We start from the raw sequence: 21,990 nt of genomic DNA, 5'->3' as shown, positions 1-21,990 counted from the left end.
TGGCAACGGCGGGGGTCCGCTGCCAGCTCTGGCTCAGTATCCGACCGTGAAGCGCTGGCGGATGTGCTTGGGCTGTTCGATCTCGTCCACCATGGCGATGGCGTAATCCTCAAAGGAAATGCTCGATCCGTTTTCACCGCTCAGCAGTTCGTCCTTGGCAAGCCGGAAGTTGCCGGTCCGCTCGCCGGGCACGAACATCGCGGAGGGGGAGAGGAAGGTCCAGTCGAGGTCGTCGAGGCTGCGCAGGTAGTCGAGAGTTGCCGCGCCGTTGGTGGCCTCTTCTTTATAGGCCTCCGGGAATTCCGGCTGATCCAGCAGGCGCTTGCCGGGAGCGACTTCAAGACTGGCTGCGCCGCCGACGACGAGATATCGCGTGACACCCGCCTTGCGCAGGGCATCGGTGATGATCGTGAAATCCGTGCCGGTGAAGCGCGTCGAGCTGACCACAGCGTCATGGCCGCGAACCAGTCCGGCCAGGGCGGCGCCGTCTTGTGCATCGCCCTTGAGCGCGGTCACACCCGGCAGTGCTGCGATTTTTTCCGGGTTGCGGGCGATGGCAGTCACCGCATGGCCGCGATCCGAGAGTTCCTTGAGAATGCGTGAGCCGGCGTTGCCGGAGGCGCCGATGAGAGCGATTTTTGCCATTATTCTCCCTAACGTTCTGGTTTGAGATCAAGTCTATATTCTAGACCTTGGTCGTCATTTATAGTATTGGGAGCGGACTGCAAGACGTCATCGTCATGTGATCAGGTCAGCCCGGCGTGACCACCTGGCCCGCAGAACCAAGGAGTATCCAACGTGGATCAGGACAATCTCATCGCCATTCCCTTCGTCTTTGAGCAGCCCTGTCCGATCCGGGATGTTCTCGACAGGATTGGCGACCAGTGGAGCCTGCTCATCCTTCAGGTCCTGGAACACGGCACCATGCGCTTCAGCGCGATCAACCGGGCCATCGGCGACATCTCCAAGCAGATGCTCTCCAAGACCCTGAAGTCCCTGGAGGAAGACGGGTTTATCCGGCGCACGCTCTACCCGGAAGTTCCGCCGCGCGTCGAATACGAGCTCACGGACCTTGGCCGTTCGTTTCTGGTGCCTATGAAGGAGCTTATCGCCTGGGCCGATGAACATCACCGCGCAATTTGCGAAGCGCGTGCGAGTTATCTGGCAAATGCCAAATAAGCCGTCCTTGATACCGTCTTCCATCCTGGCGAAAGGTGAGTGGCTTCAATATCAGTGTCCGTATGACTTGCCATAGCGACGGATTGCGTTTTCGATTGTGATAGCCTGTCGGTCAGCAAACAATGTTCGCTGCTGTCGATCTCGCGCTCGTCTTGGGTACTACACGCCGAAGGGCGAGAGCGAAATGAACCTTGCGCTCCATTTATTCGGCCCACCGGAAATCATGAAAACGGATCAGGGTCGCGGTTCACATCGTTTGCGTACTCATCCGTGGCCTCCGAACTTCGTCGGCTGTTCCGCCCAACGGGCGGCGAGGTGGACCAGGATGACCAGCATCGCAATCGGCACGATGACCGCTATCCAGGCCATCGGGATGCCCAACGTATCGGCGGTCAGCCCCGCCTGCCGCGCAAGATAACCCTTGGCGAAACCGCCACGCAGACCGATGAAGCAGAAGTACAGCACGGGCAGGATGAAGGTGAGCACTGCTGCGGCCTGGATCGCTTCGGCCAAAAGCCCGAGGCCATGCGGGCGGTCCGGAAACACACTTGACATCAGCACCGCATCCGCTCGCGCCTTGAACGACAGTGTGGCACCCAACAGTCCGGTCCAAACCATCATGTAGCGCGCCACGTCCTCGGTCCAGACCGGCGGAGCCGAGAACGCGTAGCGAGCTATCACCTGGATCATCACGGTCAGAAACATCAGCGCCAACGTCAGCACCGCGGCGCGTCGCGCCACTGCGTGCAAGGCCGCGTCGAGGCTCAGGATCAGATGTTTCATTGCGGTGTCCTCATGGTCGAGCCGACGGGAGACGGATTGGTGAGGTCAGCGGGTTTTGGCCGAGACCTCGGTCCAGACCTTCACGTCTTCCTCGGGCAACAGGCCGGAATGATAGACCGGCTCCGACAGCTTGCGAAAGGCATCACGTTCCTCGGGCGACAGCCTTTGGACGGTGACGCCCTTCGCCTCCAGTGCCGCGAGCGCGGAATTGGTGGCACTTCCAAGCCATGTCCTGGTGGCCGCATCGGCGGTTTTCACTGCCGTATCGACGGCGGCGCGGTCGCTCTCCGATAACCCGTCATACCAGGATTTTGATACGAGAACGGCGCGCAGCGGGATGATTACCCCGGCATCGGAGAAGTTCTTCACAAAATCGGTCTGGCCGAACATGATCGGCACGAAGGGCGAGTTAAGATAACCGTCAATTACACCGGTCTGCAGACCGGAGGGGACCTCACCCCAGGCGACGACGGTGCCGGTCGAGCCCCAAGCCCTGTACATTGCGATCTGGGCATCGTCGAGCGCCCGCATTCTCAGATCAGACATGTCCTCGGGTTTGCGCACCACGGCTGTTGTGGTGATGATGCCGGACGAGGGCCCCAACGGCACCAGCGCCAGCAGCTTCACGTCCTGGTTGGCGATGGATTTATTCACTCGCTCGAATATGTTGCCCTCGGCCACCACGCGATCCATATGCGCGACGTCGTCGAAGATATACGGCAGCCGGACTCCGTAGATGAAGGGATCGACCTGTGCTACCGCGCGAACGTCGGAGAGCGAAACTTCCAGCAACCCGGTAGAAACCTGGTCGAATTTTTCTGCCTCGTTGCCGACGGCGCCACGGGGCAGTTCGCGCACCTCCATACCGGCCGCCTTCAGCGCATTACCGAAGGCATAGGCCCAGTTATAGGACCCCGAGGTTTCCAGATCGGGCTTGGTGTCGAGCGCAATCTTCACTTCCGCCGAAGCAGTGCTAGCCACGGCCATGAGGGCCGCAAGTGTCAGAGCGATGAGTTTCATGTTTTCCTCCCGGTTGGATGTCAGTTGACCGAAAATCCGGTCAGGCGCGGCAAGGTGAGGCTGATCGATGGCCAGTAGGCCAGCGCCAGCAACAAAAGCACCTGGACGGCAATGAAGGGCAACGTGGCATAGGCCAGTCGCCAGTAGTTGAGCCGGGTAAGCGCCGCGACGACCACCAGGCATTTGCCCAGAGGCGGTGTTATCAGCCCGATACAGAGGTTGAAGCAGAGCACGATGCCGAGATGCACCGGATCGATCCCCTGGGCCACCGCCTGCGGCACGAAGAGCGGGATCAGCAAAGTCAGCGCCACGGGCGTATCCATGAACATGCCGGCGACGAGAAAGATGCCGATCAGGAAAAAGAGATAGCGGGTTCCAGTGAGACCGATGCTTTCCACCCAGTCGGCAAGCGCGCTCGGCCAGCCCATTTGACCGGCGAGATAGCCCAGCACCGAGATCGCCGCGAGGATGATGAAGATCGCGCCTGTCATTCGGGCGGTTGCCTCCAGGGCGTCGACCAGCGCAGCGCGGCTAAGCCCGTCATAGGCCTGGCCCGCGATCAGCGCCACCAGCACCGCAATAGCCGAGCCTTCGGTCGGTGTCGCCAGCCCGAACACCAAGGAACCGAGGATCACTATCGGCAGACAGAGTGCCGGGGTGGCCTTGATCAGGCTGGGCAAAAACGCAGGGGCGTCATCGGCGCTGCCGCCGGGGTGATTGCGCAGCACGGCTATGATTGCGTTCAGCACCATCAGCGCGGCGGCCAGCAGCAGTCCGGGGATGATCCCCGCGACGAAGAGTGCGGCCACGGAAGCACCGGTAAGTCCACCATAGATGATCATGATGATCGAGGGCGGGATGATTGGCCCGATCATCGACGAGGCGGCAGTGATTGCACCGGCATAGTAGCGGTCGTAGCCCTTTGCCTCCATCGCCGGCACAAAGGTGCGGGAGAGCGCTGCACTGTCAGCGATGGCGGAACCGGAGATGCCGGCGAAGAATACGCTGGTGAGTATGTTGACGTGACCGAGCCCGCCCTTGAAACGGCCGACCACGGAAAGCGAGAAGTCGATCAAGCTGCGGGTGACGCCGGCGCGTGACATGATCTCGGCGGTCAGGATAAAGAGCGGCATTGCCATGAAGGCGAAAACGTCGAGCTGGGCAAAGATACGTTGCGGCAGGACTGAAAGGTATTGCGCCTTGCCGGCGGCGACGAATGCCACCACCGAGACGGCTCCCATGAGATAGGCAAAGGCGGTGCCGCTGATCAGCAGGATCACGAATATGATCGGGATCAGCCACATGTCAGACCGCCGTTCCCAGATTGTCATGGCCGATGGTGTGGCCGGTGCTCGGCGGGTGGGTGACGATGGCGCGGAGATCAACCGGAGGCGGCACCAGGCGAGCCGGGTCGGGACGTGGACGGGCTGTCTCACTGTCCTGCTCCAGAAGCGCCTCGACGGCGCGGGCGGCCGCGAGCAGCCGGGCATCGCCGCATACGGGGCCGAGCAGTTGCAGACCGAAGGGCAAGCCCTGTGGGCCGCGTCCGGCCGGAAGGGCAATCGAGGGCCCACCCATTAGCGAACCGCGATACGTGAGGGCTAACCAGCGGTAGTAGATGTCCATTTTCTGGCCGTCGATTTCGGAAACATGCGACTGCGTCCAGGGAAAGGGCGAGACCGGGGCCGTGGGCAGCAGGACCGCATCGAGCCCGGCCATCCGGGCGTTGAAGCGGCGAAGAATTCGCGTCTGTTCGGCATGCGCCCAGCCTCGGTCGGTCAGGGTCATTGTCCGGCCAAGGTTGAGGTTGGCGGTCACGTGGGGACCGAAGGCCTCCGGTGCTTCACGGTGCGCATCGTCGAACGCGGCAAGAAAGCTTTCAGCGCGCAGGATGTCGAAGGCACTGTCCATCTCACCGAGATTCAGGTCTATGGGGCGGCATTCGGCGACATGTGGAGCGATAACCGCCACGCGGGCGCGAAAGGTCTCGCGAATTGCGGGATCCAGCGGCAGGCCGCCGAAATCCTCGCTGACGCCGAGGCGCAGCGATTGAAGTGGCATGTCGGGGAGTTTCGTCACCCGCTCAGCCGCTGTTGAGCAGGACAGCGGATCGTCGATATTGCCGCCGGCGCAAGCGCGCAACATGAGCAACATGTCTTCCATGTTGCGGGCCATCGGCCCGAGTACGGAAATCGCCGACCAGCCCATCGGGCGGGTCGGATGGGCAATGAGATCGGCCGAGGGCCTGAATCCAACCACCCCGCAAAGCGCCGCCGGCACCCGTAGCGAGCCTCCAGTATCCGACCCGGTGCAGAGCGGTACCAGATCGGCCGCCAGCGCTGCCGCCGAGCCGCCCGAGGAGCCGCCCGCCGTCAGTCTCGGATCGAACGGGTTGCCAGTGGCGCCCCAGACGGGATTGAGGGTATTGGCGCCCGCGCCAAATTCGGGAACGTTGGTTTTCGCCAGCACGATGGCACCGGCATGGCGCAGCCTCGCCACCATCGGCAGGTCGGATTTGGCCGCGCCGAAACGGAAGCGAGGACTGCCATGGGTGGTGGGAAGGCCTTCGGCGTCCTGAAGGTCCTTCACGCCGATCGGTATACCGTCAAGCGGTCCCAGCGGTGTGCCTTGCTGCCAGCGGCGGCTGGCGTGGGCAGCCTCGGCAACGGCTCGCTCGGTGGCGAAGGCGGTGAGTGCGTTGATCGCCGGATTGAGGCGTGAAATGCGGTCCAGGCAGGCCTCAAGTAGTTCGCTCGGCGTGAAGGCGCGCGCGGCGAAGCCTGCGATTAGCGCAGTCACCGTCATTTCGGATAAGGTTGCGTCCTTCATCACCGATTGCAAATCCGGCGATAAACGCGCCGAATTCCTCCCATTGAAACTTTCCTGCACTTCATGATATCGGCGGCATGGCGCCAGAAATAATGAATTGTTCGCCCAAGACTATTGATAAAAGGAATAGTTATCCATCGACCCGTGTCTGATCGAGGCATTTCAGGAACAGGTCGAAGGTGCTGTTGGTCGCGCGCCTTTCCGGCCTCCAGAAGCAGCGAGCTTCCGATAGAAACCCGCGCGTATCGAGCGGCAAGACGACCAGGTCGCCACGCAGCATGTGATTTCGGGCAAGGCTTTGCGGAAACAGGCTGAGCGCCGGCATGGTGCGCAGGATTTCCAGGTTCAGGGACAGTGAAAGCGATGCAATCATGTTGACCGGCAAGGTCAGTCCCTGCTCGGCAAAGAGTGCATCCACCGCCCGACGTGCCACCGAGTTCGGTGGTGGCATGATCCAGGGCCAGTCCACAACCACGGACCAGTCAAGCCTGGCCTTGCGCGTCAACGGATGATCTTGACCGGCGACAACAACGACCGGTTCCCGTAACAGCACCTTCTGTTCGATCTCGGGCAGGTTCTGCGGATGCCAGACCCGCGCGATCAGGAGGTCGATCGAGCCGGCTTCCAGCATCGGAAATAGTGAGACGAAATGACCGTCCAGCACGGCGACGCTTGCCTCTGGGGCGCTTCGTTTCAAGAGAGCGATGGCGTCGGGCAGGATTATCGGCGCGACCGAACTGACAGCACCTATCGAGACTGCCCCGGATACGCCGCTGGCCATGGCAGTGATGTCAAAGGCTGCGCGGTCTATCTGACCCAGAACCTGGCGCGCGTGATCGGCTAACCGCTGGCCGATTGCCGTCAAAAGCAGCCGGTTACGGCGTCGGGTCACAATCGGCGCTTCGATAAGCCGCTCCAGTTCGGAAATCTGTTTCGACACGGTCGGCTGCGTCAAGCTGAGTTTGTCGGCAACCTTCGACACCAGCCCAAGTTCCGACAGAGCCGCAATCAGGCGCAGATGCCGGACAGTCAGCACTTTCCGAATGTCATCGGCATTCAATGGCTTGGATCCCTCTTTTGCCCGATCACCAACCCATATCAGCAGAGCGCCGCGCGCACTACAATCAATGCAAGCGGCGCAGTAGGTGTAACGTGCATGGATGTGAAGCGGCGAAGCGATCATGGCTCTCGGCGATGACTTCGAACACCCCCTGACCATCGACGAGGAAGACAAGCTCGCCGACAAGGGCATGCTGGCAGTGGTGTGCGAGATCCAGAAGCCGCATTCAAACTCACATAAATTGCGACTGAAATCAGATTATTTGCAACGCGATCGCAATCATCCGCGCCGGATCACATCGAATTTCCGTGTCTGAGGGAACAATTTTTGGTCTCCCTCTCTGGTTTATTGACAGACCTTCAGAAAGATACATACTGACCTGTATGTTTGTAGGGCAGGAAAGATGACGCGACGGCGGACACAGGACGAGCGTAGCGCCGAAACACGGCGGCTTCTTCACCAGGCAACAATCGCCTCGCTTCTGGAGGTCGGCTATGCGAACACCAGCACTCCTGGCATCGTGCAGCGGGCCGGGGTTTCCCGCGGGGCCCAGACACATCACTATCCAGGCAAGATCGATCTTATCGTCGCAGCAACCGAGGCCATGTTCGACGGCTTTGCAGATGATATCGAAAAGCTTGCCGCCGGGCTCCGGACGGGGAGCTATGATCTGGATACCTTTCTGGAAAAGCTCTGGGCGGAAATGCTGAACGGGACGTGGTTCTATGCGTCGCTGGAGATCATCGTCGCCGCTCGGGGTGATCAGGATCTGCGCAAGCGTCTCGAGCCGCTCATCCTTGATCTGCATGCTCGTTTCGAAGCCGCCTGGGAGGCCACTTTCACCGCCGCCGATGAGAAGTCGATTTCCTCGCGCGTTGCGATGAACCTGGTGATGAATGTGTTCCGGGGCATGGCGGTACAGGCCGTGCTCAGAAAGGAGACCCATTATTTCGCTGAAATGTTGCAGGCGATCAAAAGCATGTTGCGTGCTTACGTGACGCCCGTGACGGAGGTAGCGGCCTGACTAATAAAAAAACAGGATGAACTGTTTGTAAGTGTCGAACTAAAGCTCGAAAAGAGGGGAATGACATGAAATTCAAACTGAAGAAACTTGGATTGCTCGTAGGGCTCACGCTCGCCGCAACCGGTTCGGCAGCTGCGGATGAAACAACGGGTCTGACCGACGATGCGATCAAGATCGGTGTGATGGGACCGTTCAGTGGCAACGCATCATCCTACAGCAAAGCCGAAATCGGCCTGATGGCCTATTTCCAGATGATCAACGACGAGGGCGGCATCCACGGCCGTAAACTCGTCGCGGTTCAAGAGGATACCGCGTGCGACCCCGCCAAGGCACTGGCCGCCGCCAAGAAGCTAATCTATCAGGACGAAGTCTTCATGCTGCACGGGAACTCCTGCAGCGGTGCTGCTATTGCCATCAAGCCGGATATCGTCGAGGCGGGCCTTCCCTGGATCGTGGCGCATGCCGTCAGCGACACGATTTCCGTCCCACCGGTCAAGAACATTTTCCATGGCGTGCCAACCGGCAACACCAATGGTGAAGCGATGGCTGCTTTCGTCCTGTCCAAACCGGGCACCAAGAATGTCGCAATCGTCGAACACTCGAACGACTGGGCACATTCCTACACCAATCCGGCCAGAGCTTATCTAAAGGAAAATGGCGTTGAGCCCGTCGCCGAACTCGTCATGGAGCGTGGACAGACCGATGCGACTGCCCAGGTTCTGAAGCTGCGCCAGGCCAATCCCGACTTCATCATCGGTGCGCTTTACGAGGCTGAAACGGCGATCTTTCTGCGCGACATGAAAAAGTACGGGCTGGATATACCGGTCATGGGAACGGCGGGAACGGATCTCGAAAACACGCTGAAGCGGGTCGGAGACCTCGACACCGTCCAGAACTACTTCGTCCTGCATTCATATGTCGACAATCTGGACGGACCGCTCCTGAAGAAGTGGGCCGACATGATCCACAAATACTATCCGGATGAGGCGCTGACGAACTTCTCCTATATCTCGATCGGATCGGGCGTGGCGCTTGTCGAGGCGTTGAAGGCCGCAGGGCCTGATCTGACCCGTGCAAAGCTCATCGCCGAACTCGACAAGATCAAGGCCCTTGATACAGGCATTCTCTCCTCGCCCATCACCTGGTCTCCGGAAGAACGTCGCGGGGTCAAAAGTTCGGCAGTTGCTGGTTTCGTCGACGGCGAGCCGACGGTTCTGAAGGCCTGGGGCACACCGTACTGAGCCTTGTTCAAAGCTGATAGCGGGGCCGCGGGATCGGCCCCGACTATCCGGGTCAGCCCGAGACAACTTACGGAAAAGGCCTCATGTTTCTGCAGCTCACTCTCAGCGGTGTGTCTCAGGGCGCAATCTATGCACTGATCGCCTTGTCACTTACCGTCGTCTATCGTTCCACGACCATCGTCAGCTTTGGTCACGGCGATTTCGTCATGGCAGGTGCGTTTCTCACCTATGTGCTGGTTGTGGCAATCGGCGTCGCGTTTCTTCCGGCCAGCCTTGTCGCCATTGCGGTGATGTTCCTTATTGGTGTCGCCTTCAGTCGTGGGCTGGTCCGGCCAATCCGGGGTGGACCGCACATCGGGCTTGCGCTGATGAGCATTTCCTTCGGCTTCATGCTCCGCGGGATAGCCAGAACGGTTTGGGGACGCGAAGTGCTTCCCATGCCGCGCGTCTTCGACATCGAGCCGATATTCATCGGCTCCGTCGTGATTACCGGAGATGCCCTGTTCATCATCTCCATCGTCGCTGTGCTGCTCGTGGTGTTCTTTACCGTTCTGCACTTTACCGATGTCGGCAAGATGGTACAGGCCGTCTATCAGTCGGAACGGGGCGCGCGCCTGATCGGCATCAATGTCGAACGCTTTCACAATTTCAGCTGGGGTGTGGGAGCAGCGCTCGGTGCCGTCGCCGGCGTTCTGATTGCGCCGATCTCCCTGCTTCACCCGGACCTTGGCGCAAGTTTTCTCATCAAAGGGTTCGCAGCCATGACACTTGGTGGTTTCGGGTCTTTGGCAGGCGCTGTTTTGGGCGGCCTGCTGCTGGGTGTGGCCGAGCAATATGCCGGGGCTTATATCGACACGACCCTGATCGATATTACCGCCTATCTCCTGATCATCGCCGTTCTGCTTATCCGTCCGCGCGGCTTGTTTGGCCGCAAGGTCGTTGTGAAAGTCTGAGGTTGGATTTCATGCAAACTGCCACCGGGACTCTTTCAAAACGCAGGCGGATATTCTGGCTGGTGCCGCTGATTGCGCTCGCTCTTCCGTTGCTGACCAATCCCTATACCCAGTTCATCGCAAACGCGATGCTCATCTACACACTGGTGACATTGGGCTTCTCGGTCGTGATCGGCAATCTCGGCCAACTTGCATTTGCAAATACGGCCTTTTTCGGAATTGGCGCCTACGCGTCGGCCATAGCCAGCACCAGCCTGGGCCTGCCCTGGCTCGCCACCATCCCGATTGCCGGATTGGCCGGTGCGCTTGGAGGATTCCTTGCTTCTGCAGCCGCGTTGCGCGGTATCCGTCTTTACTACTTGGCCATCGTAACGCTGGCGTTCGGTGAACTCATGCGCTGGTTTTACACCCATGCCGGCGCACTGACAGGCGGCACGGACGGTCTGCCGGTGCCGCGCGGGCGTGATTTCGGGCTCGCCCTGTCCTCTGGCACTGTTCAGTTCTATGTGTTTCTGGCCATCACGTGCCTGCTGGTCGCCGGAACCGTCAATCTGCTGCGCTCCCGCATCGGCCGGGCGATCATTGCCGTGCGCGAAAACGAAATCGCAACGGCCTCTCTCGGCATTCCCACGTCTCAGATCATCGTAACGGCCTTCATGTGGTCGGGTTTTATCGTCGGCATCGCAGGTGCGATGTTCGCGCTTCATACGGGCAGGGTGTTCCCGGAATCCTTTGGCCTCACTCAATTGATCGTCAATTTTGCGATGGTGCTTGTCGGCGGGCTCGGCTCCGTTGTCGGGGCCGTGCTGGGAGCTGTCGCACTGACGGCTCTTCCGGAATACGTGCGCGCCTTTCCGGGCATGGAGGAAATCTTCTTCGGCGTCATCGTGATGGTCGTGCTTCTGGTCATGCCCAAAGGACTGGCCAGCCTGCTTGCCCGTTTTTCCCCGATCTTCCAACAACGCTATCACAGGGACTGACGCCGATGACGTCATTGCTCAAAGTCGAAGGTCTCAGTGTTCACTTTTCCGGCCTGAAAGCGCTCGACAATGTCTCATTTGAACTTGAAGCGGGACAGGTACGCGCCGTGATCGGTCCGAACGGCGCCGGCAAGACCACGCTGTTCAATGCGATATCAGGCTATGCCCGTCCAACCGCAGGTTCAGTTCTGCTGGAAGATGCCGAGATCGTCCATTGTTCACCGCATGCGATTGCCGAAAAAGGGTTGCGGCGGACGTTCCAGAATGGAGGCCTGTTTCCTGCGCTGACCGTTCTTGAAAACGTCATGACCGGCCTGCACACGCAAACGCCGGGCACGTTTTTCGATGTTCTTCTTGGCCGCAGGAAGGCCGTGGAAGCCGAGATCGAAACACGTGAAAAGGCGCGTGACCTGCTCAAGCTCATGAGCATGGACCACATGGCCGGCACACCGGCGGGCGACCTGTCCGGCGGACAGCAGCGGATCGTTGAAATTGTCCGGACGGTGGCAAGCGAACCACCGGTTCTGCTGCTCGACGAACCCGCAGTGGGACTGTCTCCCGTTGCCCGACAGCAGATGATGGAGATCATCAAACGGCTTTCCGGTGAGAAGGGGGTCGGCATTCTGCTTATCGAACATGCGGTCGAGCTGGTGATGGCGGCGGCCGACCGGATCCTGGTCATGGCGGCGGGCACCCGGATTTCAGAAGGGACACCGGAGGAAATCCGGTCGGACAAGGCGGTTCTGGAGGCTTACCTCGGTCATGCATGATGTATTGCTGAAAATCACCGACCTCCACGTGAGCTATGGCAAAAAAGCCATTTTGCGCGGGGCCAGCTATGATGTGCGCAAAGGCGAATGCCTGACGCTGCTCGGCGCGAACGGCTCGGGCAAGTCGACCTCGCTGAATGCGATCTGCGGGTTTGTCAATCCCGTTTCCGGCTCGATCATGCTGAACGGAACCGACCTGGCAGGCGAGGAGCCACACGCCATTTTCAAACATGGCGTCGCCCAGGTTTCACAGGGCCGCGACCTTTTTCCCGATCTGTCGGTTGAAGACAACCTGAGGCTCGGCGCGATGCAGCGCGGCAAGGGCGGGGCCACGCAATCCCTTGCCGCGATCTATGAACGCTTCCCGCGTCTGGCCGAGCGGCGGCGTCAGGCAACGAGAACCCTTTCCGGGGGCGAGCAGCAGATGGTAGCCATCGGGCGCGCGTTGATGTCGAACCCCTTGATATTGCTGCTGGATGAACCGTCCGGTGGGCTTTCCCCGCAGTTTTGCGCGGAAATCGCCAGCATCATGGACCAGCTCAAGAGTGAAGGCGTGACCATGCTGATGGTTGAGCAAAACCTCAACCTGGCATTCCGGGCCGCCGACCGCTTCATCGTTCTTCGCGATGGCCAGGTTGTCGACGGTGGCGATGTTGCCGCCATGGCCGGCGACCACGATGCAATTGTCCGCAATATCTATCTCTAACAGCATGACATGATTGAATTTTCTGCTTTTTGCGCGAATGGCCTCGAAGCAGGTGGATCTAAAGTTTGAAAACAAAGGAAACGCCAAATGAGCACCGGAAACCTGCACGATGACCTGATCGTCTTTGACGGACTGATCATTTCCAAATGGGGCGAAGAGGTTTTTGACGCCATGCAGCGCGGCGGCCTGACGGCTGCCAACTGCACTTGCTCCGTTTGGGAGAATTTTCGCGACACGATGCTGAACATAGGTGAATGGAACAGGTACTTTGCCAAATATCCGGACCGGCTTGTAAAGGCCCGCACCGCCGATGACATCCGCCAGGCCAAGAACGACGGCAAGACGGCAATCGTTCTGGGATTCCAGAATACGACCGCTTTCGAGGACCGCCTAGAGTTCATCGAGATCTTCAAGGAGCAAGGCATCGGCATCGTTCAGATGACCTATAACACCCAAAACCTGGTGGGATGCGGTTGCTATGAGAGCCGGGACAGCGGACTGTCCGACTTCGGACACGATGTGGTTGCTGAAATGAACCGGGTCGGCATGCTGTGCGATCTCAGCCATGTAGGGCCGAACACATCGCGGGATGTTATCCTCGCGTCGAAGAAGCCGGTCGCATACAGCCATTGCCTGCCGAGCGGTTTGAAAGAGCATCCGCGGAATAAATCCGATGAACAACTCCGTTTCATCGCCGACCACGAGGGTTTTGTCGGCGTTACGATGTTTCCGCCCTTCCTGCGCCGTGGCAATGACTCCACGGTGGACGACTACGTCGAAGCGATTGACTACATCATCAACCTCGTTGGAGAGGATCAGGTCGGCTTCGGAACCGACTTCACCATGGGATATGGCACACCGTTCTTTGAATATCTCAATCGGGACAAGGGCGTCGGCCGCCAGCTCACAGAATTCTGGAAGGTCGATTTTCCCGACGGGCTGGAATCCATCGCCGATTATCCCAATTTGACGGGGGCCATGGAAAAGGCCGGCTGGACGGAAACCCGCATCCGCAAGGTAATGGGCGGGAACTGGCTTGATCTGCTCGACCGCGTGCTGTGATGGGTGCGCCTTGCTGAGACCGGCCTACGGAAGATCGGGTGCGAACAACGGCTATGTACCGGCGTGGTTCAATCCAACATGGCCGTAAGGCGCTTGGGTGAGCAGGGACGGCAACATTACCTGACGAAGAACTTGCCCGGCTGGCCAGCGCGCTCCTGATCGCGGAGACGGAAGGACTGCCCTGGACAGTTCGGGCAGACTGCGACAAACGCTGGCATGCCGCCAAGGACCAGCAGACAATCGTCCAGGCGAAATCTGCGAAACGCGAATTCGGTGGAACTTTGCGAAGCGCACGGCCTGAGCCCACCGAGTTCTTTTTGACGTCCCGTTCAGAGGCGGCTGCCTTGTCTTTCTCTTTCTGAATTGTGCCGTAACATATCGCGATAGCGCTGAAGGCTGCCTTCCAGATGCAACTTCATGGCCTGCTCGGCACGGTCCGGATCCGCGTCGAAGATCGCCTCGACGATTTTCTCGTGTTCCCGGATAAGATCGGGGTTGGGAACATAGGTCCGTGGCACGCCACCGCCGACTTCCAGCTCGACCCTGGGCACGATGCCCGGCCGGATCAGCGACAGAAATTCAGGGAAGCGCTTGTTCTGTGAGGCCTCTGCAATCGCATAATGAAACTCGAAATCGGCTTGCCGGGTGGATTGATTGTTGTCGAACACGGCAGCCACAGCCTCGTGCGCGGCGACGATCGCTTCGATCTGCGCTGCCGAACGGCGGGCGGCGGCAAGTGCGGCGGCCCTTATCTCGAAGGCGCTGCGCAGTTCGAACAGCTCAATCACGCTGGAGAGCCGTTCCACGTCGAGATCCGAGAACGGCCGCCGCTGTGCGTCCGCAGGATTCAGCGCGAACACACCTGACCCCTTTCGGGCCTCAACCAGCCCCTCTGAGCGCAACAGGGCCACGGCTTCACGCACCACGGTGCGGCTTACCGAATGCTGGCGGGTCAGTTCGGCTTCGCTTGGCAATCTGTCCCCGGGGCGAAAGCGGCCCTCGTGAATGTCGCGGCGCAATCCGTCGGCGATCAGGCTGACACGGGTTCGCGCCGCTGTCACCGCACGCTCGGGCTCCAGCAAGGGTTTCGCTTGTCCTGTGTCGTTCATTTTTCCTCCCGGCCTCGCGCGCGTTCATCAATCCTGTGTAACAGGTCAAAGATAGGCTAGATCGCCCAGCAATTTCCAGTACCAACTTGTCCTTTTTGCCAAAACCGTTCGATTTTCATTGCCTTTTTCTGAAAACAATCAAGCGTGCCCGATGACAGTCACCGGCTTCGACACATTTTCCGTTGACCTGCCCCACAGACTTGTCGTAGTAAGATGTTATACAGATTATACAACATGTCTGATGACTTTGGGCAGCACGATCGAACGGGAGACTAAACGGTGATCATCACGGATGTGGCAGTGCGCATTTTCGATCACACAACGCGCCGGCACGTGGACAGTGCCGGACACGCGCATCCCGGCCCCGAACACACGGTCAAAATGGCCATTCTCACAATTCGTACGGAAGACGGCGGCGAAGGCCATTCCTTCGCTTCGCCGGAAGTGGTGCGGCCGGATGTCATTGAAAAGTATGTGCGCAGGGTCCTGATCGGGCAGGACCATCGCGACCGCGAACGGTTGTGGCAGGACCTGGCGCATTGGCAGCGCGGCTCGGCGGCGCAGCTGACGGACCGCACGCTGGCGGTGGTGGATTGCGCGCTGTGGGATCTTGCCGGCCGCGTCCTGGGCCAGCCGGTCCACAAGCTCATCGGCGCCTATCGGGACAAGGTACCCGCCTATGGCTCAATCATGTGCGGAGACGAGTTGGAGGGCGGATTGGCGACGCCCGAAGATTACGGCCGCTTCGCTGAAAAGCTTGTGGCGCGTGGCTACAAGGGCATCAAGCTGCATACCTGGATGCCCCCCGTCAGCTGGGCGCCGGACGTGAAGATGGATCTGAAGGCCTGCGCAGCCGTGCGCGAGGCGGTCGGTCCCGACATCGCGCTCATGCTCGACGCCTTTCACTGGTATTCCCGCACCGAAGCGCTGGAACTGGGCCGGGGTCTGGAAAAGCTTGGCTTCGCCTGGATCGAGGAGCCGATGGACGAGCAGTCCATGTCCTCCTACCAGTGGCTCACGGAGAACCTGTCCATCCCGGTCCTTGGCCCCGAAAGCGCGGCAGGCAAACATTGGGCACGGGCCGAATGGCTGCGTCACGGCGCCTGCGACATTCTTCGCACCGGCGTCAACGACGTCGGCGGCATCACACCGGCCCTGAAGACCATGCACCTTGCCGAAAGCTTCGGAATGGCGTGCGAGGTTCACGGCAATACGGCCATGAACCTGCATGTGGCCGCCGCTTCGAAGGCCTGCAAATGGTATGAGCGGGGGCTTCTGCATCCGTTCCTCGAATATGACGACGGGCTCGACTATCTCCATTCGCTTTCCGATCCGATGAACGAAGACGGATACGTCCATGTGCCGGATCGTCCCGGCCTCGGCGAGGACATCAATTTCGAGCAGATCGAAAACAACCGCGTTGCGTGAGCATCCAACGTCCCGGCGGCCGCGGACAGGATGCTCCAACAATTTGAGATTGATCAGCCTTCAGGACGCTCGGTTGGTTCCGAACGACCGTCCGCTGATCTGAACCGGCCCCGGCATCCGGGTCGGGATATTCTGAGGATGTCATGGAGCCTTTGGGAGGAGATATGAGACATCTATTGAGTGGGGTCGCACTGGCGTCCCTGATGGCGTTTTCGAGCCCCGTCTGGGCCGAAACGCCCGAGAACCAGCTGATCGCCGCCTTCAACATGACCAATGTGCTGACGATGGATCCGGCAGCCATCACCGGCGGGGAAGCGGTTCAGATCCTGAACAATTTCTATGATGCGCTGGTGGAGCTCGACCCGCAGACCAAGGCGTTGCGGCCTCGTGTTGCCGAAAGCTGGGAAATTTCCGACGACAACATGTCGGTGACCTTTCACCTGAAACCGGGGCTGACTTTCGCCTCCGGCAATCCCCTGACCGCCCATGACGTCAAATACAGTTTTGACCGCAATCTGACGCTCAATCTGGCGCAGGCGTCGGGCCTGAAAAGCCGCGGTTTCACCTCCGAGGACGTCGACAGGCACTTCGTCGTCGACGATGACCTGACCTTCACGCTCAACCTGCCGGAAAAGGGCGACCCAAAGGTCATCCTCATGTACCTGGCCCAGGCCGGTGTCGGGTCCATCCTCGATTCCAAACTCGTTCAGGAGCATGAGGAAAACGGCGACATGGGCCGTGCCTGGCTGACCAACAATTCCGCCGGCTCCGGGGCTTACACATTGGGGGAATGGCGGGCAAACGAATATGTCATCATGACCCGGAACGATGGTTTCTGGGACGGGCCGCCGGAAATGGCGCGCGTCCTCATGCGGCATCTGCCGGAGTCCCAGACCCAGCGGCTCGGGCTGGAACAGGGCGATTTCGACGTGGCCTTTTCGCTCGCCGCCCCGGATCTGAAGGCCTTGTCGCAGGAAGAAGGCATCATGGTGGAAACCGTGCCGAGCGCCGGCTTCTATTATCTTGCCGTTTCCATGAAGGACGAGCGCTTCGCCGACAAGAAGGTTCGTGACGCGCTGCGCCATCTCATCGATTATGACGGCATCAACGGCGCCATCATGCCCTTTTTCGGCGTGAAGCGGCAGAGGCCCGTCAACTCGACGGCGTTCGCGGCTCTGCCGGATCCCGGCTACAAGCTCGACGTCGCAAAGGCCAGGCAGCTTCTGGCGGAGGCCGGCTATCCGGAGGGCTTCGACACGACGATCCGCGTGATCTCCACCCAGGAATTCCTCGACAGCGCAACCGCCATCCAGGGCACGCTGGCCCAGGCCGGCATCAATGCAAAGATCATCACCGGCGATGGCGGGCAGATCTACGGTGCCATGCGGGAACGCGATTTCGAACTGTTGGTCGGGCGTGGCGGCGGCGGCCAGCAGCCCCATCCCGATTCCAACCTTCGCGCCCTTATCTACAATCCCGACAACAGCCAGGAAGCGGGGCTTACCAACTACCAGGGCTGGCGCACCAGCTTTCAGGACGAAGAACTCAACAACCTGATCGAAGCCGCGCTGATCGAGCGCGACGACGACAAGCAGATCGGCATGTATGAGGATATCCAGCGCCTGATCGATGAAAAGGTGACCTCAATCCAGCCTTTCTCGGAACGCGTGGTTACGGCGGCCTATCAGGATGACGTCAGCGGCATTATCATCGATCCCTGGGTGTCCCGCTTCGAGGACGTGACGAAGAACAGGTAGAACGCCGACTATCGAAAGGGGGAGGCGGATCCTGGAACCGCCTCCCTTTTTCTTGTCTGGCGTCCTATCAGCGTCCGGCGCCTGAGTTGGGACCATCGGAAAAGCCGAAAAGGCCGGCACGCCGGCCGGCCTCATTCTTCGCGTATCAGCAACTGCAGCGATTAGATCGCCCGCTCATAAGCAAGGCTGGCAGCAATGAGCTCACGGGCGTAGGGCGCCGTGGCATCGTTGCCGGGGATCGCCTCGCGCGGCAGCACCTCAACGACATCGCCCGCCTGCATGACCGCGAACCTGTCGCACATGTGGTCGATTACCGCGAGATCGTGACTGACCATCAGATAGGTGAAACCCTTTTCCTCCCGCAGGCGAACGAGAAGATTGATGATCTCGGCCTGGACCGAAACGTCGAGCGCAGAAGTCGGTTCGTCAAGGAACAGAACTTCCGGCTCCAGGATCAGCGCCCGGGCAATCGCCACGCGCTGCCGCTGCCCCCGGAAAGCTGGTGCGGATAACGATCGAGAAATGCAATCGGCAGCCCGACATCCTGCAGCGCCCTGGCCATGCGTTCCTCGCGGTCTCCGATCCCATGGATCTTCAGCGGTTCGCTCAACACCGTGCGCATGGAATGGCGCGGATGGAGCGAGCCATAAGGATCCTGAAAGACCATCTGCACGGTACGGCATCGCTCTGCAAGCGGCAGGTCGCGCACGGACCGTCCACCGAACCTGACATCGCCCTGCCAACTCGTCAAAAGCAGCGAGGCACATCTGAGGACCGTCGATTTGCCCGAGCCGGATTCCCCGACAAGGCCGAAACACTCACCAGCCGCGACGTCGAAACTGACGTCCGGCAGTACCGTGACCGGACCGAAGCGGATGGACATCTTTTCGACGCTGATCGATTTCATGCGCTCGCCTTCCCGGCCTCAAGCCAGCTCTTGTCGCGCTTGAGCACAGGCAGCGGCTGCCGCGGCCCGCCGATGCGCGGTTGGGCAGCCAGAAGGCCGCGTGTATAGGGATGTTCGGCGCGATCGAGATCGCCGGCCGCAAGTGTTTCGACAATCCGCCCCGCATACATGATCAGCACCCTGTCGCAGAAATTCCGCACCAGGTTGAGATCATGCGAAATCATGATGAGGCCGATGCCCTTTTCGCGCACCAGCCTGTCGAGGATTTCCAGAACCTGGAGCCGGACCGTCACATCGAGAGCCGAAGTCGGCTCGTCCGCGATCACCAGGTCGGGGTTGGTCAGCAGCATCATGGCGATCATGATGCGTTGGCCCATGCCCCCGGAAACCTCGTGCGGGTAGAGATTGTAGACGCGCTCCGGCTCGCGGATCTGCACGGCGGCGAGCATATCGACAACGCGCTGCCGCGCCTCGCGGGCCGAACAGCGGAAATGCCTGCGATAGGCTTCCGCCACCTGGGCGCCGCAGCGCTGGATCGGATTGAGCGAGAATTTCGGATCCTGCAGGATCATGCTCATGCGCGCGCCGCGAATCTTCAGCATATCGCGTTCGCTGGCGTTCAGCAGATCGGTCCCGCCGAAGCGCATCGTCCTTGCGGTGAGATCGGCCGTCGGCAGCAGTTTGAGTAGCGCGCGACCGATGGTCGATTTGCCGGATCCGCTTTCGCCGACGATGCCGAGCCGCTCGCGGCCAAGCGTGAAGCTGGCGTTGCGGACCGCCGGCACGGCAGTGCCGCGATACCGGATCGAGAGGTCGCTGACCTCGAGCAGGGTGTCAGTCTGCATGGCCTTACCTCCGGTTCATCTGCTTGGGATCGAGCGCGTCGCGCAGGCCGTCGCCAAGCAGGTTGAATGCGAGGCTGACGCAAAGGATGGCGATGCCGGGGAAGGTGACAAGCCACCAGCTGTCGATCATGTAGCGCCGCCCGGTCGCGATCATGGCGCCCCATTCAGGAAGCGGTGGCTGTGCACCGAGACCGAGAAAACCCAGGCCGGCCGCCGTCAGGATCACCGTCGCCATGTTGAGCGTGAGACGGATGACGACGGACGGCAGGCACATCGGCACGATGGAACGCCAGATGATACGTGCGGAGGATGCTCCTTGCAGACGTGCGGCCGCGATGTAATCCGCGCTGCGGAAAGTCATGGTTTCGGCGCGGGCAAGCCGCGCGATCGGCGGCCAGGCCGTGAGCGAGATCGCGATGATGGCATTGCTGAGGCTCGGCCCGAGCGCGGCGACAAAGGCCAGCGACAGGATGAGCGACGGAAAGGACAGGAAAATATCGGTCAGGCGCATCAGGATAGTGTCCGTGCGGCCGCCGAAATAGCCGGCAACCGTGCCGACAAGGAGCCCGATGGGACCGACGACGACCGTGACGAGAAAAATGATCCTGAGCGTGATCCGCGAACCGTGAAGAAGGCGGCTGTAGATATCGCGCCCGAGTTCGTCCGTCCCGAAAAAATGATCCGGACCCGGCGGCTGCAGCGTCGCCTGCAGGTTCTGCACGTATGGATCATGGGTCGCCAGCAGGGGTGCGAACGCCGCGCAGAAGATCAGAATGGCCAGCACGACCATCCCGAAGGCGGAGGTCGGCGATTTCGCCAGGAAGACCGCAATGTTCCTCAGCGCCAGGAGCGCATGCGGCGTGGTTCTGCGACGGCCCGACTTGAGCTGGGTGGCATCTGACATGGTCATCGAGTCCTCGGATCGAATACGCGGTAGAGAATGTCGGACAGGAGGTTCAGGCCGATGAAGATCAGGCCGACGATCAGCACACAGGTCATGACGGCATTCATGTCGCCGATGCGCAGGTTTGAGGTGAGATACTGGCCGAAGCCCGGCCAGGCGAAGACCGTTTCGATCAGCACGGCGCCTTCAAGCAGAGACCCATAGGCGAGGGCCACGATGGTGACCAGCTGGACGCGGATGTTGCCGAAGACGTGCAGCCAGATCGTTTGCCGTTGGCTCAGCCCCTTGACCCTTGCAGTCGTCACGTATTCCTGGGTCATCTGATCGAGCATGAAGCTGCGGGTCATGCGGGTGATATAGGCCGCAGAGGAATAGCCCAGTAGCGAGGCCGGCAGGATGATGTGATCGATCGCGCTCCGAAAAACGTCCCACTGGCCCGCCAGCGCGCTGTCGATCAGCAGGAAGTTGGTCCGCACCGGCACCATTCCGATATAGAACTGGCTCATGCGGCCCGATCCGCCCACCCAGCCGAGGGCAGCATAGAAGATCAGGAGCCCGATCATCCCGGTCCAGAAGATCGGCATGGAATGGCCGAGAAGGCTGAAAATCCGGATCACATGATCGGGCCAGCGGTCCTTTTTGACCGCGGCAAGAACGCCGAGCGGTATGCCCAGCCCCGCGCCGACCAGAATGGCAAAGGTCGCCAATTCGATCGTCGCGGGCATGACGTGGAGAATATCCTCGATGACCGGCTGTCCTGTGCGCACGGAGGTGCCGAAATTGCCAGTGAGCATATCGCGCAGATAGAAGATGAACTGCTCCCACATGGGACGGTCGAGGCCGAGTTGGCGATAGACGTTCTCATAGACTTCCCTGGTCGCGTCCTCGCCGACGATGGCCCGCACCGGATCCATCGGCATCACGCGCCCGATCACGAAGGTCAGGACCAGCAGCCCGAACAGTGTCACCAGGATCGAAGACGCCTGAGTCATAATTCCGCCGAAACGGCGCCTGTCGCCCATGTTGCTATCCCTCCCGGACCGCCCTGCCGAATTTCAGGACCGTGCTTGTATTACATATTCTTAAACTTGTTATACAGAAAAGTGATTGTCAAGCGCGCTGTTTTATCAGGCGTGGCTTGAGCAATCTCTCGACCCTTGCCAGCCATGAATCGGTGCGGTCAATGAGTGCCGCGAAGTCAGCTCTCGTCACCGAGCGATCGGCCACGATCTTCGGAAGCCACGGTCTCCGGCCAAGCATGAGCTGGGCGGTCAGGATAGAGCTTGATCGCTCAATCGCGACGCGGCATATTGCGGGCCTGCCTTACCATGGGCGTTAGGCTCACGCGCTATCCGTCTCCAGATCGTTCGACGTCGTTTGTGTCCACTGTCTGGACGAAGCCTTCGTCAGTTTAGTTGGCGTTGCCGGATGAT

General features: G+C 60.2%; 22 protein-coding genes and 1 pseudogene. 11 read left to right on the top strand and 12 right to left on the bottom strand.

Annotation, left to right across the window (positions count from 1 at the left end; genetic code table 11):
• Positions 1-33: 33 nt before the first annotated feature.
• A complete protein-coding gene (locus ON753_RS00185; protein WP_265960531.1) occupies positions 34-645 on the bottom strand; it encodes an NAD(P)-dependent oxidoreductase in 612 nt (203 codons plus the stop codon).
• A 153-nt stretch (positions 646-798) separates the two neighbouring features.
• On the opposite strand from ON753_RS00185, the gene ON753_RS00180 reads away from it, so the two are divergent.
• Positions 799-1,179, top strand: coding sequence for a winged helix-turn-helix transcriptional regulator (locus ON753_RS00180; protein ID WP_265960530.1), 381 nt, complete (start codon positions 799-801; stop codon positions 1,177-1,179).
• Between the two features lie 264 nt (positions 1,180-1,443).
• On the opposite strand, the gene ON753_RS00175 is transcribed toward ON753_RS00180, so the two are convergent.
• The 5 genes from ON753_RS00175 to ON753_RS00155 all read right to left on the bottom strand — a co-directional run bounded on the left by ON753_RS00175 (position 1,444) and on the right by ON753_RS00155 (position 6,871).
• Positions 1,444-1,962: a TRAP transporter small permease gene (locus ON753_RS00175; RefSeq protein WP_265960529.1), complete on the bottom strand. Its 519-nt coding sequence runs from the start codon at positions 1,960-1,962 to the stop codon at positions 1,444-1,446.
• 45 nt (positions 1,963-2,007) lie between these two features.
• Positions 2,008-2,982 (bottom strand): TRAP transporter substrate-binding protein, encoded by a 975-nt coding sequence (locus ON753_RS00170; protein WP_265960528.1) that lies wholly within the window; start codon positions 2,980-2,982, stop codon positions 2,008-2,010.
• A gap of 20 nt (positions 2,983-3,002) precedes the next feature.
• Positions 3,003-4,286, bottom strand: coding sequence for a TRAP transporter large permease (locus ON753_RS00165; RefSeq protein ID WP_265960527.1), 1,284 nt, complete (start codon positions 4,284-4,286; stop codon positions 3,003-3,005).
• A gap of 1 nt (position 4,287) precedes the next feature.
• Positions 4,288-5,787, bottom strand: coding sequence for an amidase (locus ON753_RS00160; protein ID WP_377047329.1), 1,500 nt, complete (start codon positions 5,785-5,787; stop codon positions 4,288-4,290).
• Positions 5,788-5,941: 154 nt separating this feature from the next.
• Positions 5,942-6,871, bottom strand: coding sequence for a LysR substrate-binding domain-containing protein (locus ON753_RS00155; RefSeq protein ID WP_265960525.1), 930 nt, complete (start codon positions 6,869-6,871; stop codon positions 5,942-5,944).
• A gap of 121 nt (positions 6,872-6,992) precedes the next feature.
• Here ON753_RS00155 and ON753_RS00150 point away from each other — a divergent pair, with 121 nt between their 5' ends.
• From ON753_RS00150 to ON753_RS00115, 8 genes are all read left to right on the top strand, one after another.
• Positions 6,993-7,187, top strand: a complete 195-nt coding sequence (locus ON753_RS00150; RefSeq protein ID WP_265960524.1) for a hypothetical protein — start codon at positions 6,993-6,995, stop codon at positions 7,185-7,187.
• An 87-nt stretch (positions 7,188-7,274) separates the two neighbouring features.
• Positions 7,275-7,895 carry a TetR/AcrR family transcriptional regulator gene (locus ON753_RS00145; RefSeq protein ID WP_265960523.1) on the top strand — a complete coding sequence of 207 codons (621 nt, stop codon included), beginning with the start codon at positions 7,275-7,277 and terminating at the stop codon, positions 7,893-7,895.
• A 65-nt stretch (positions 7,896-7,960) separates the two neighbouring features.
• Complete coding sequence (locus ON753_RS00140; RefSeq protein ID WP_265960522.1) at positions 7,961-9,136, top strand: ABC transporter substrate-binding protein; 1,176 nt, start codon at positions 7,961-7,963, stop codon at positions 9,134-9,136.
• Positions 9,137-9,219: 83 nt separating this feature from the next.
• Positions 9,220-10,089, top strand: coding sequence for a branched-chain amino acid ABC transporter permease (locus ON753_RS00135; protein WP_265960521.1), 870 nt, complete (start codon positions 9,220-9,222; stop codon positions 10,087-10,089).
• A gap of 11 nt (positions 10,090-10,100) precedes the next feature.
• Positions 10,101-11,069 carry a branched-chain amino acid ABC transporter permease gene (locus ON753_RS00130; RefSeq protein WP_265960520.1) on the top strand — a complete coding sequence of 323 codons (969 nt, stop codon included), beginning with the start codon at positions 10,101-10,103 and terminating at the stop codon, positions 11,067-11,069.
• 5 nt (positions 11,070-11,074) lie between these two features.
• Positions 11,075-11,839, top strand: a complete 765-nt coding sequence (locus ON753_RS00125; protein ID WP_265960519.1) for an ABC transporter ATP-binding protein — start codon at positions 11,075-11,077, stop codon at positions 11,837-11,839.
• A complete protein-coding gene (locus tag ON753_RS00120; protein WP_265960518.1) occupies positions 11,832-12,545 on the top strand; it encodes an ABC transporter ATP-binding protein in 714 nt (237 codons plus the stop codon). Before ON753_RS00125 ends, ON753_RS00120 begins: the two co-directional genes overlap by 8 nt.
• 87 nt (positions 12,546-12,632) lie before the next feature.
• Positions 12,633-13,607 (top strand): dipeptidase, encoded by a 975-nt coding sequence (locus tag ON753_RS00115; RefSeq protein ID WP_265960517.1) that lies wholly within the window; start codon positions 12,633-12,635, stop codon positions 13,605-13,607.
• Positions 13,608-13,936: 329 nt separating this feature from the next.
• On the opposite strand, the gene ON753_RS00110 is transcribed toward ON753_RS00115, so the two are convergent.
• Complete coding sequence (locus ON753_RS00110) at positions 13,937-14,716, bottom strand: FadR/GntR family transcriptional regulator (protein WP_265960516.1); 780 nt, start codon at positions 14,714-14,716, stop codon at positions 13,937-13,939.
• 279 nt (positions 14,717-14,995) lie between these two features.
• Between ON753_RS00110 and ON753_RS00105 the strand changes: the two genes are divergently transcribed.
• Positions 14,996-16,144 carry a mandelate racemase family protein gene (locus tag ON753_RS00105; RefSeq protein ID WP_265960515.1) on the top strand — a complete coding sequence of 383 codons (1,149 nt, stop codon included), beginning with the start codon at positions 14,996-14,998 and terminating at the stop codon, positions 16,142-16,144.
• A 164-nt stretch (positions 16,145-16,308) separates the two neighbouring features.
• Positions 16,309-17,901 (top strand): ABC transporter substrate-binding protein, encoded by a 1,593-nt coding sequence (locus ON753_RS00100; RefSeq protein WP_265960514.1) that lies wholly within the window; start codon positions 16,309-16,311, stop codon positions 17,899-17,901.
• Positions 17,902-18,062: 161 nt separating this feature from the next.
• On the opposite strand, the pseudogene ON753_RS00095 reads toward ON753_RS00100, so the two are convergent.
• The 5 genes and pseudogenes from ON753_RS00095 to ON753_RS00075 form a co-directional block, all read right to left on the bottom strand.
• Positions 18,063-18,808: pseudogene (locus ON753_RS00095) on the bottom strand (ABC transporter ATP-binding protein).
• A complete protein-coding gene (locus tag ON753_RS00090) occupies positions 18,805-19,653 on the bottom strand; it encodes an ABC transporter ATP-binding protein (protein ID WP_265960513.1) in 849 nt (282 codons plus the stop codon). Before ON753_RS00090 ends, ON753_RS00095 begins: the two are co-directional and overlap by 4 nt.
• A gap of 4 nt (positions 19,654-19,657) precedes the next feature.
• Positions 19,658-20,557, bottom strand: coding sequence for an ABC transporter permease (locus ON753_RS00085; protein WP_265960512.1), 900 nt, complete (start codon positions 20,555-20,557; stop codon positions 19,658-19,660).
• 2 nt (positions 20,558-20,559) lie between these two features.
• Positions 20,560-21,549 carry an ABC transporter permease gene (locus tag ON753_RS00080; RefSeq protein ID WP_323054649.1) on the bottom strand — a complete coding sequence of 330 codons (990 nt, stop codon included), beginning with the start codon at positions 21,547-21,549 and terminating at the stop codon, positions 20,560-20,562.
• A 118-nt stretch (positions 21,550-21,667) separates the two neighbouring features.
• Complete coding sequence (locus ON753_RS00075; RefSeq protein ID WP_265960937.1) at positions 21,668-21,832, bottom strand: exopolysaccharide biosynthesis protein; 165 nt, start codon at positions 21,830-21,832, stop codon at positions 21,668-21,670.
• Between the last annotated feature and the right edge of the window lie 158 nt (positions 21,833-21,990).

This window comes from Roseibium salinum, assembly GCF_026240905.1.
In the GTDB taxonomy this organism is placed as follows: domain Bacteria; phylum Pseudomonadota; class Alphaproteobacteria; order Rhizobiales; family Stappiaceae; genus Roseibium; species Roseibium salinum.
This window is presented reverse-complemented; position numbering and strand designations above follow the sequence as displayed.

Bases quoted from the DNA above. Each gene is read 5' to 3' on its own strand.
- ON753_RS00140 (WP_265960522.1), top strand. From the start codon at position 7,961: ATGAAATTCAAACTGAAGAAACTTGGATTGCTCGTAGGGCTCACGCTC.
- ON753_RS00185 (WP_265960531.1), bottom strand. From the start codon at position 645: ATGGCAAAAATCGCTCTCATCGGCGCCTCCGGCAACGCCGGCTCACGC.
- ON753_RS00110 (WP_265960516.1), bottom strand. From the start codon at position 14,716: ATGAACGACACAGGACAAGCGAAACCCTTGCTGGAGCCCGAGCGTGCG.
- ON753_RS00135 (WP_265960521.1), top strand. From the start codon at position 9,220: ATGTTTCTGCAGCTCACTCTCAGCGGTGTGTCTCAGGGCGCAATCTAT.
- ON753_RS00085 (WP_265960512.1), bottom strand. From the start codon at position 20,557: ATGTCAGATGCCACCCAGCTCAAGTCGGGCCGTCGCAGAACCACGCCG.
- ON753_RS00125 (WP_265960519.1), top strand. From the start codon at position 11,075: ATGACGTCATTGCTCAAAGTCGAAGGTCTCAGTGTTCACTTTTCCGGC.
- ON753_RS00080 (WP_323054649.1), bottom strand. From the start codon at position 21,549: ATGACTCAGGCGTCTTCGATCCTGGTGACACTGTTCGGGCTGCTGGTC.
- ON753_RS00160 (WP_377047329.1), bottom strand. From the start codon at position 5,787: ATGACGGTGACTGCGCTAATCGCAGGCTTCGCCGCGCGCGCCTTCACG.
- ON753_RS00090 (WP_265960513.1), bottom strand. From the start codon at position 19,653: ATGCAGACTGACACCCTGCTCGAGGTCAGCGACCTCTCGATCCGGTAT.
- ON753_RS00170 (WP_265960528.1), bottom strand. From the start codon at position 2,982: ATGAAACTCATCGCTCTGACACTTGCGGCCCTCATGGCCGTGGCTAGC.
- ON753_RS00130 (WP_265960520.1), top strand. From the start codon at position 10,101: ATGCAAACTGCCACCGGGACTCTTTCAAAACGCAGGCGGATATTCTGG.
- ON753_RS00150 (WP_265960524.1), top strand. From the start codon at position 6,993: ATGGCTCTCGGCGATGACTTCGAACACCCCCTGACCATCGACGAGGAA.
- ON753_RS00145 (WP_265960523.1), top strand. From the start codon at position 7,275: ATGACGCGACGGCGGACACAGGACGAGCGTAGCGCCGAAACACGGCGG.
- ON753_RS00120 (WP_265960518.1), top strand. From the start codon at position 11,832: ATGCATGATGTATTGCTGAAAATCACCGACCTCCACGTGAGCTATGGC.
- ON753_RS00100 (WP_265960514.1), top strand. From the start codon at position 16,309: ATGAGACATCTATTGAGTGGGGTCGCACTGGCGTCCCTGATGGCGTTT.
- ON753_RS00165 (WP_265960527.1), bottom strand. From the start codon at position 4,286: ATGTGGCTGATCCCGATCATATTCGTGATCCTGCTGATCAGCGGCACC.
- ON753_RS00115 (WP_265960517.1), top strand. From the start codon at position 12,633: ATGAGCACCGGAAACCTGCACGATGACCTGATCGTCTTTGACGGACTG.
- ON753_RS00175 (WP_265960529.1), bottom strand. From the start codon at position 1,962: ATGAAACATCTGATCCTGAGCCTCGACGCGGCCTTGCACGCAGTGGCG.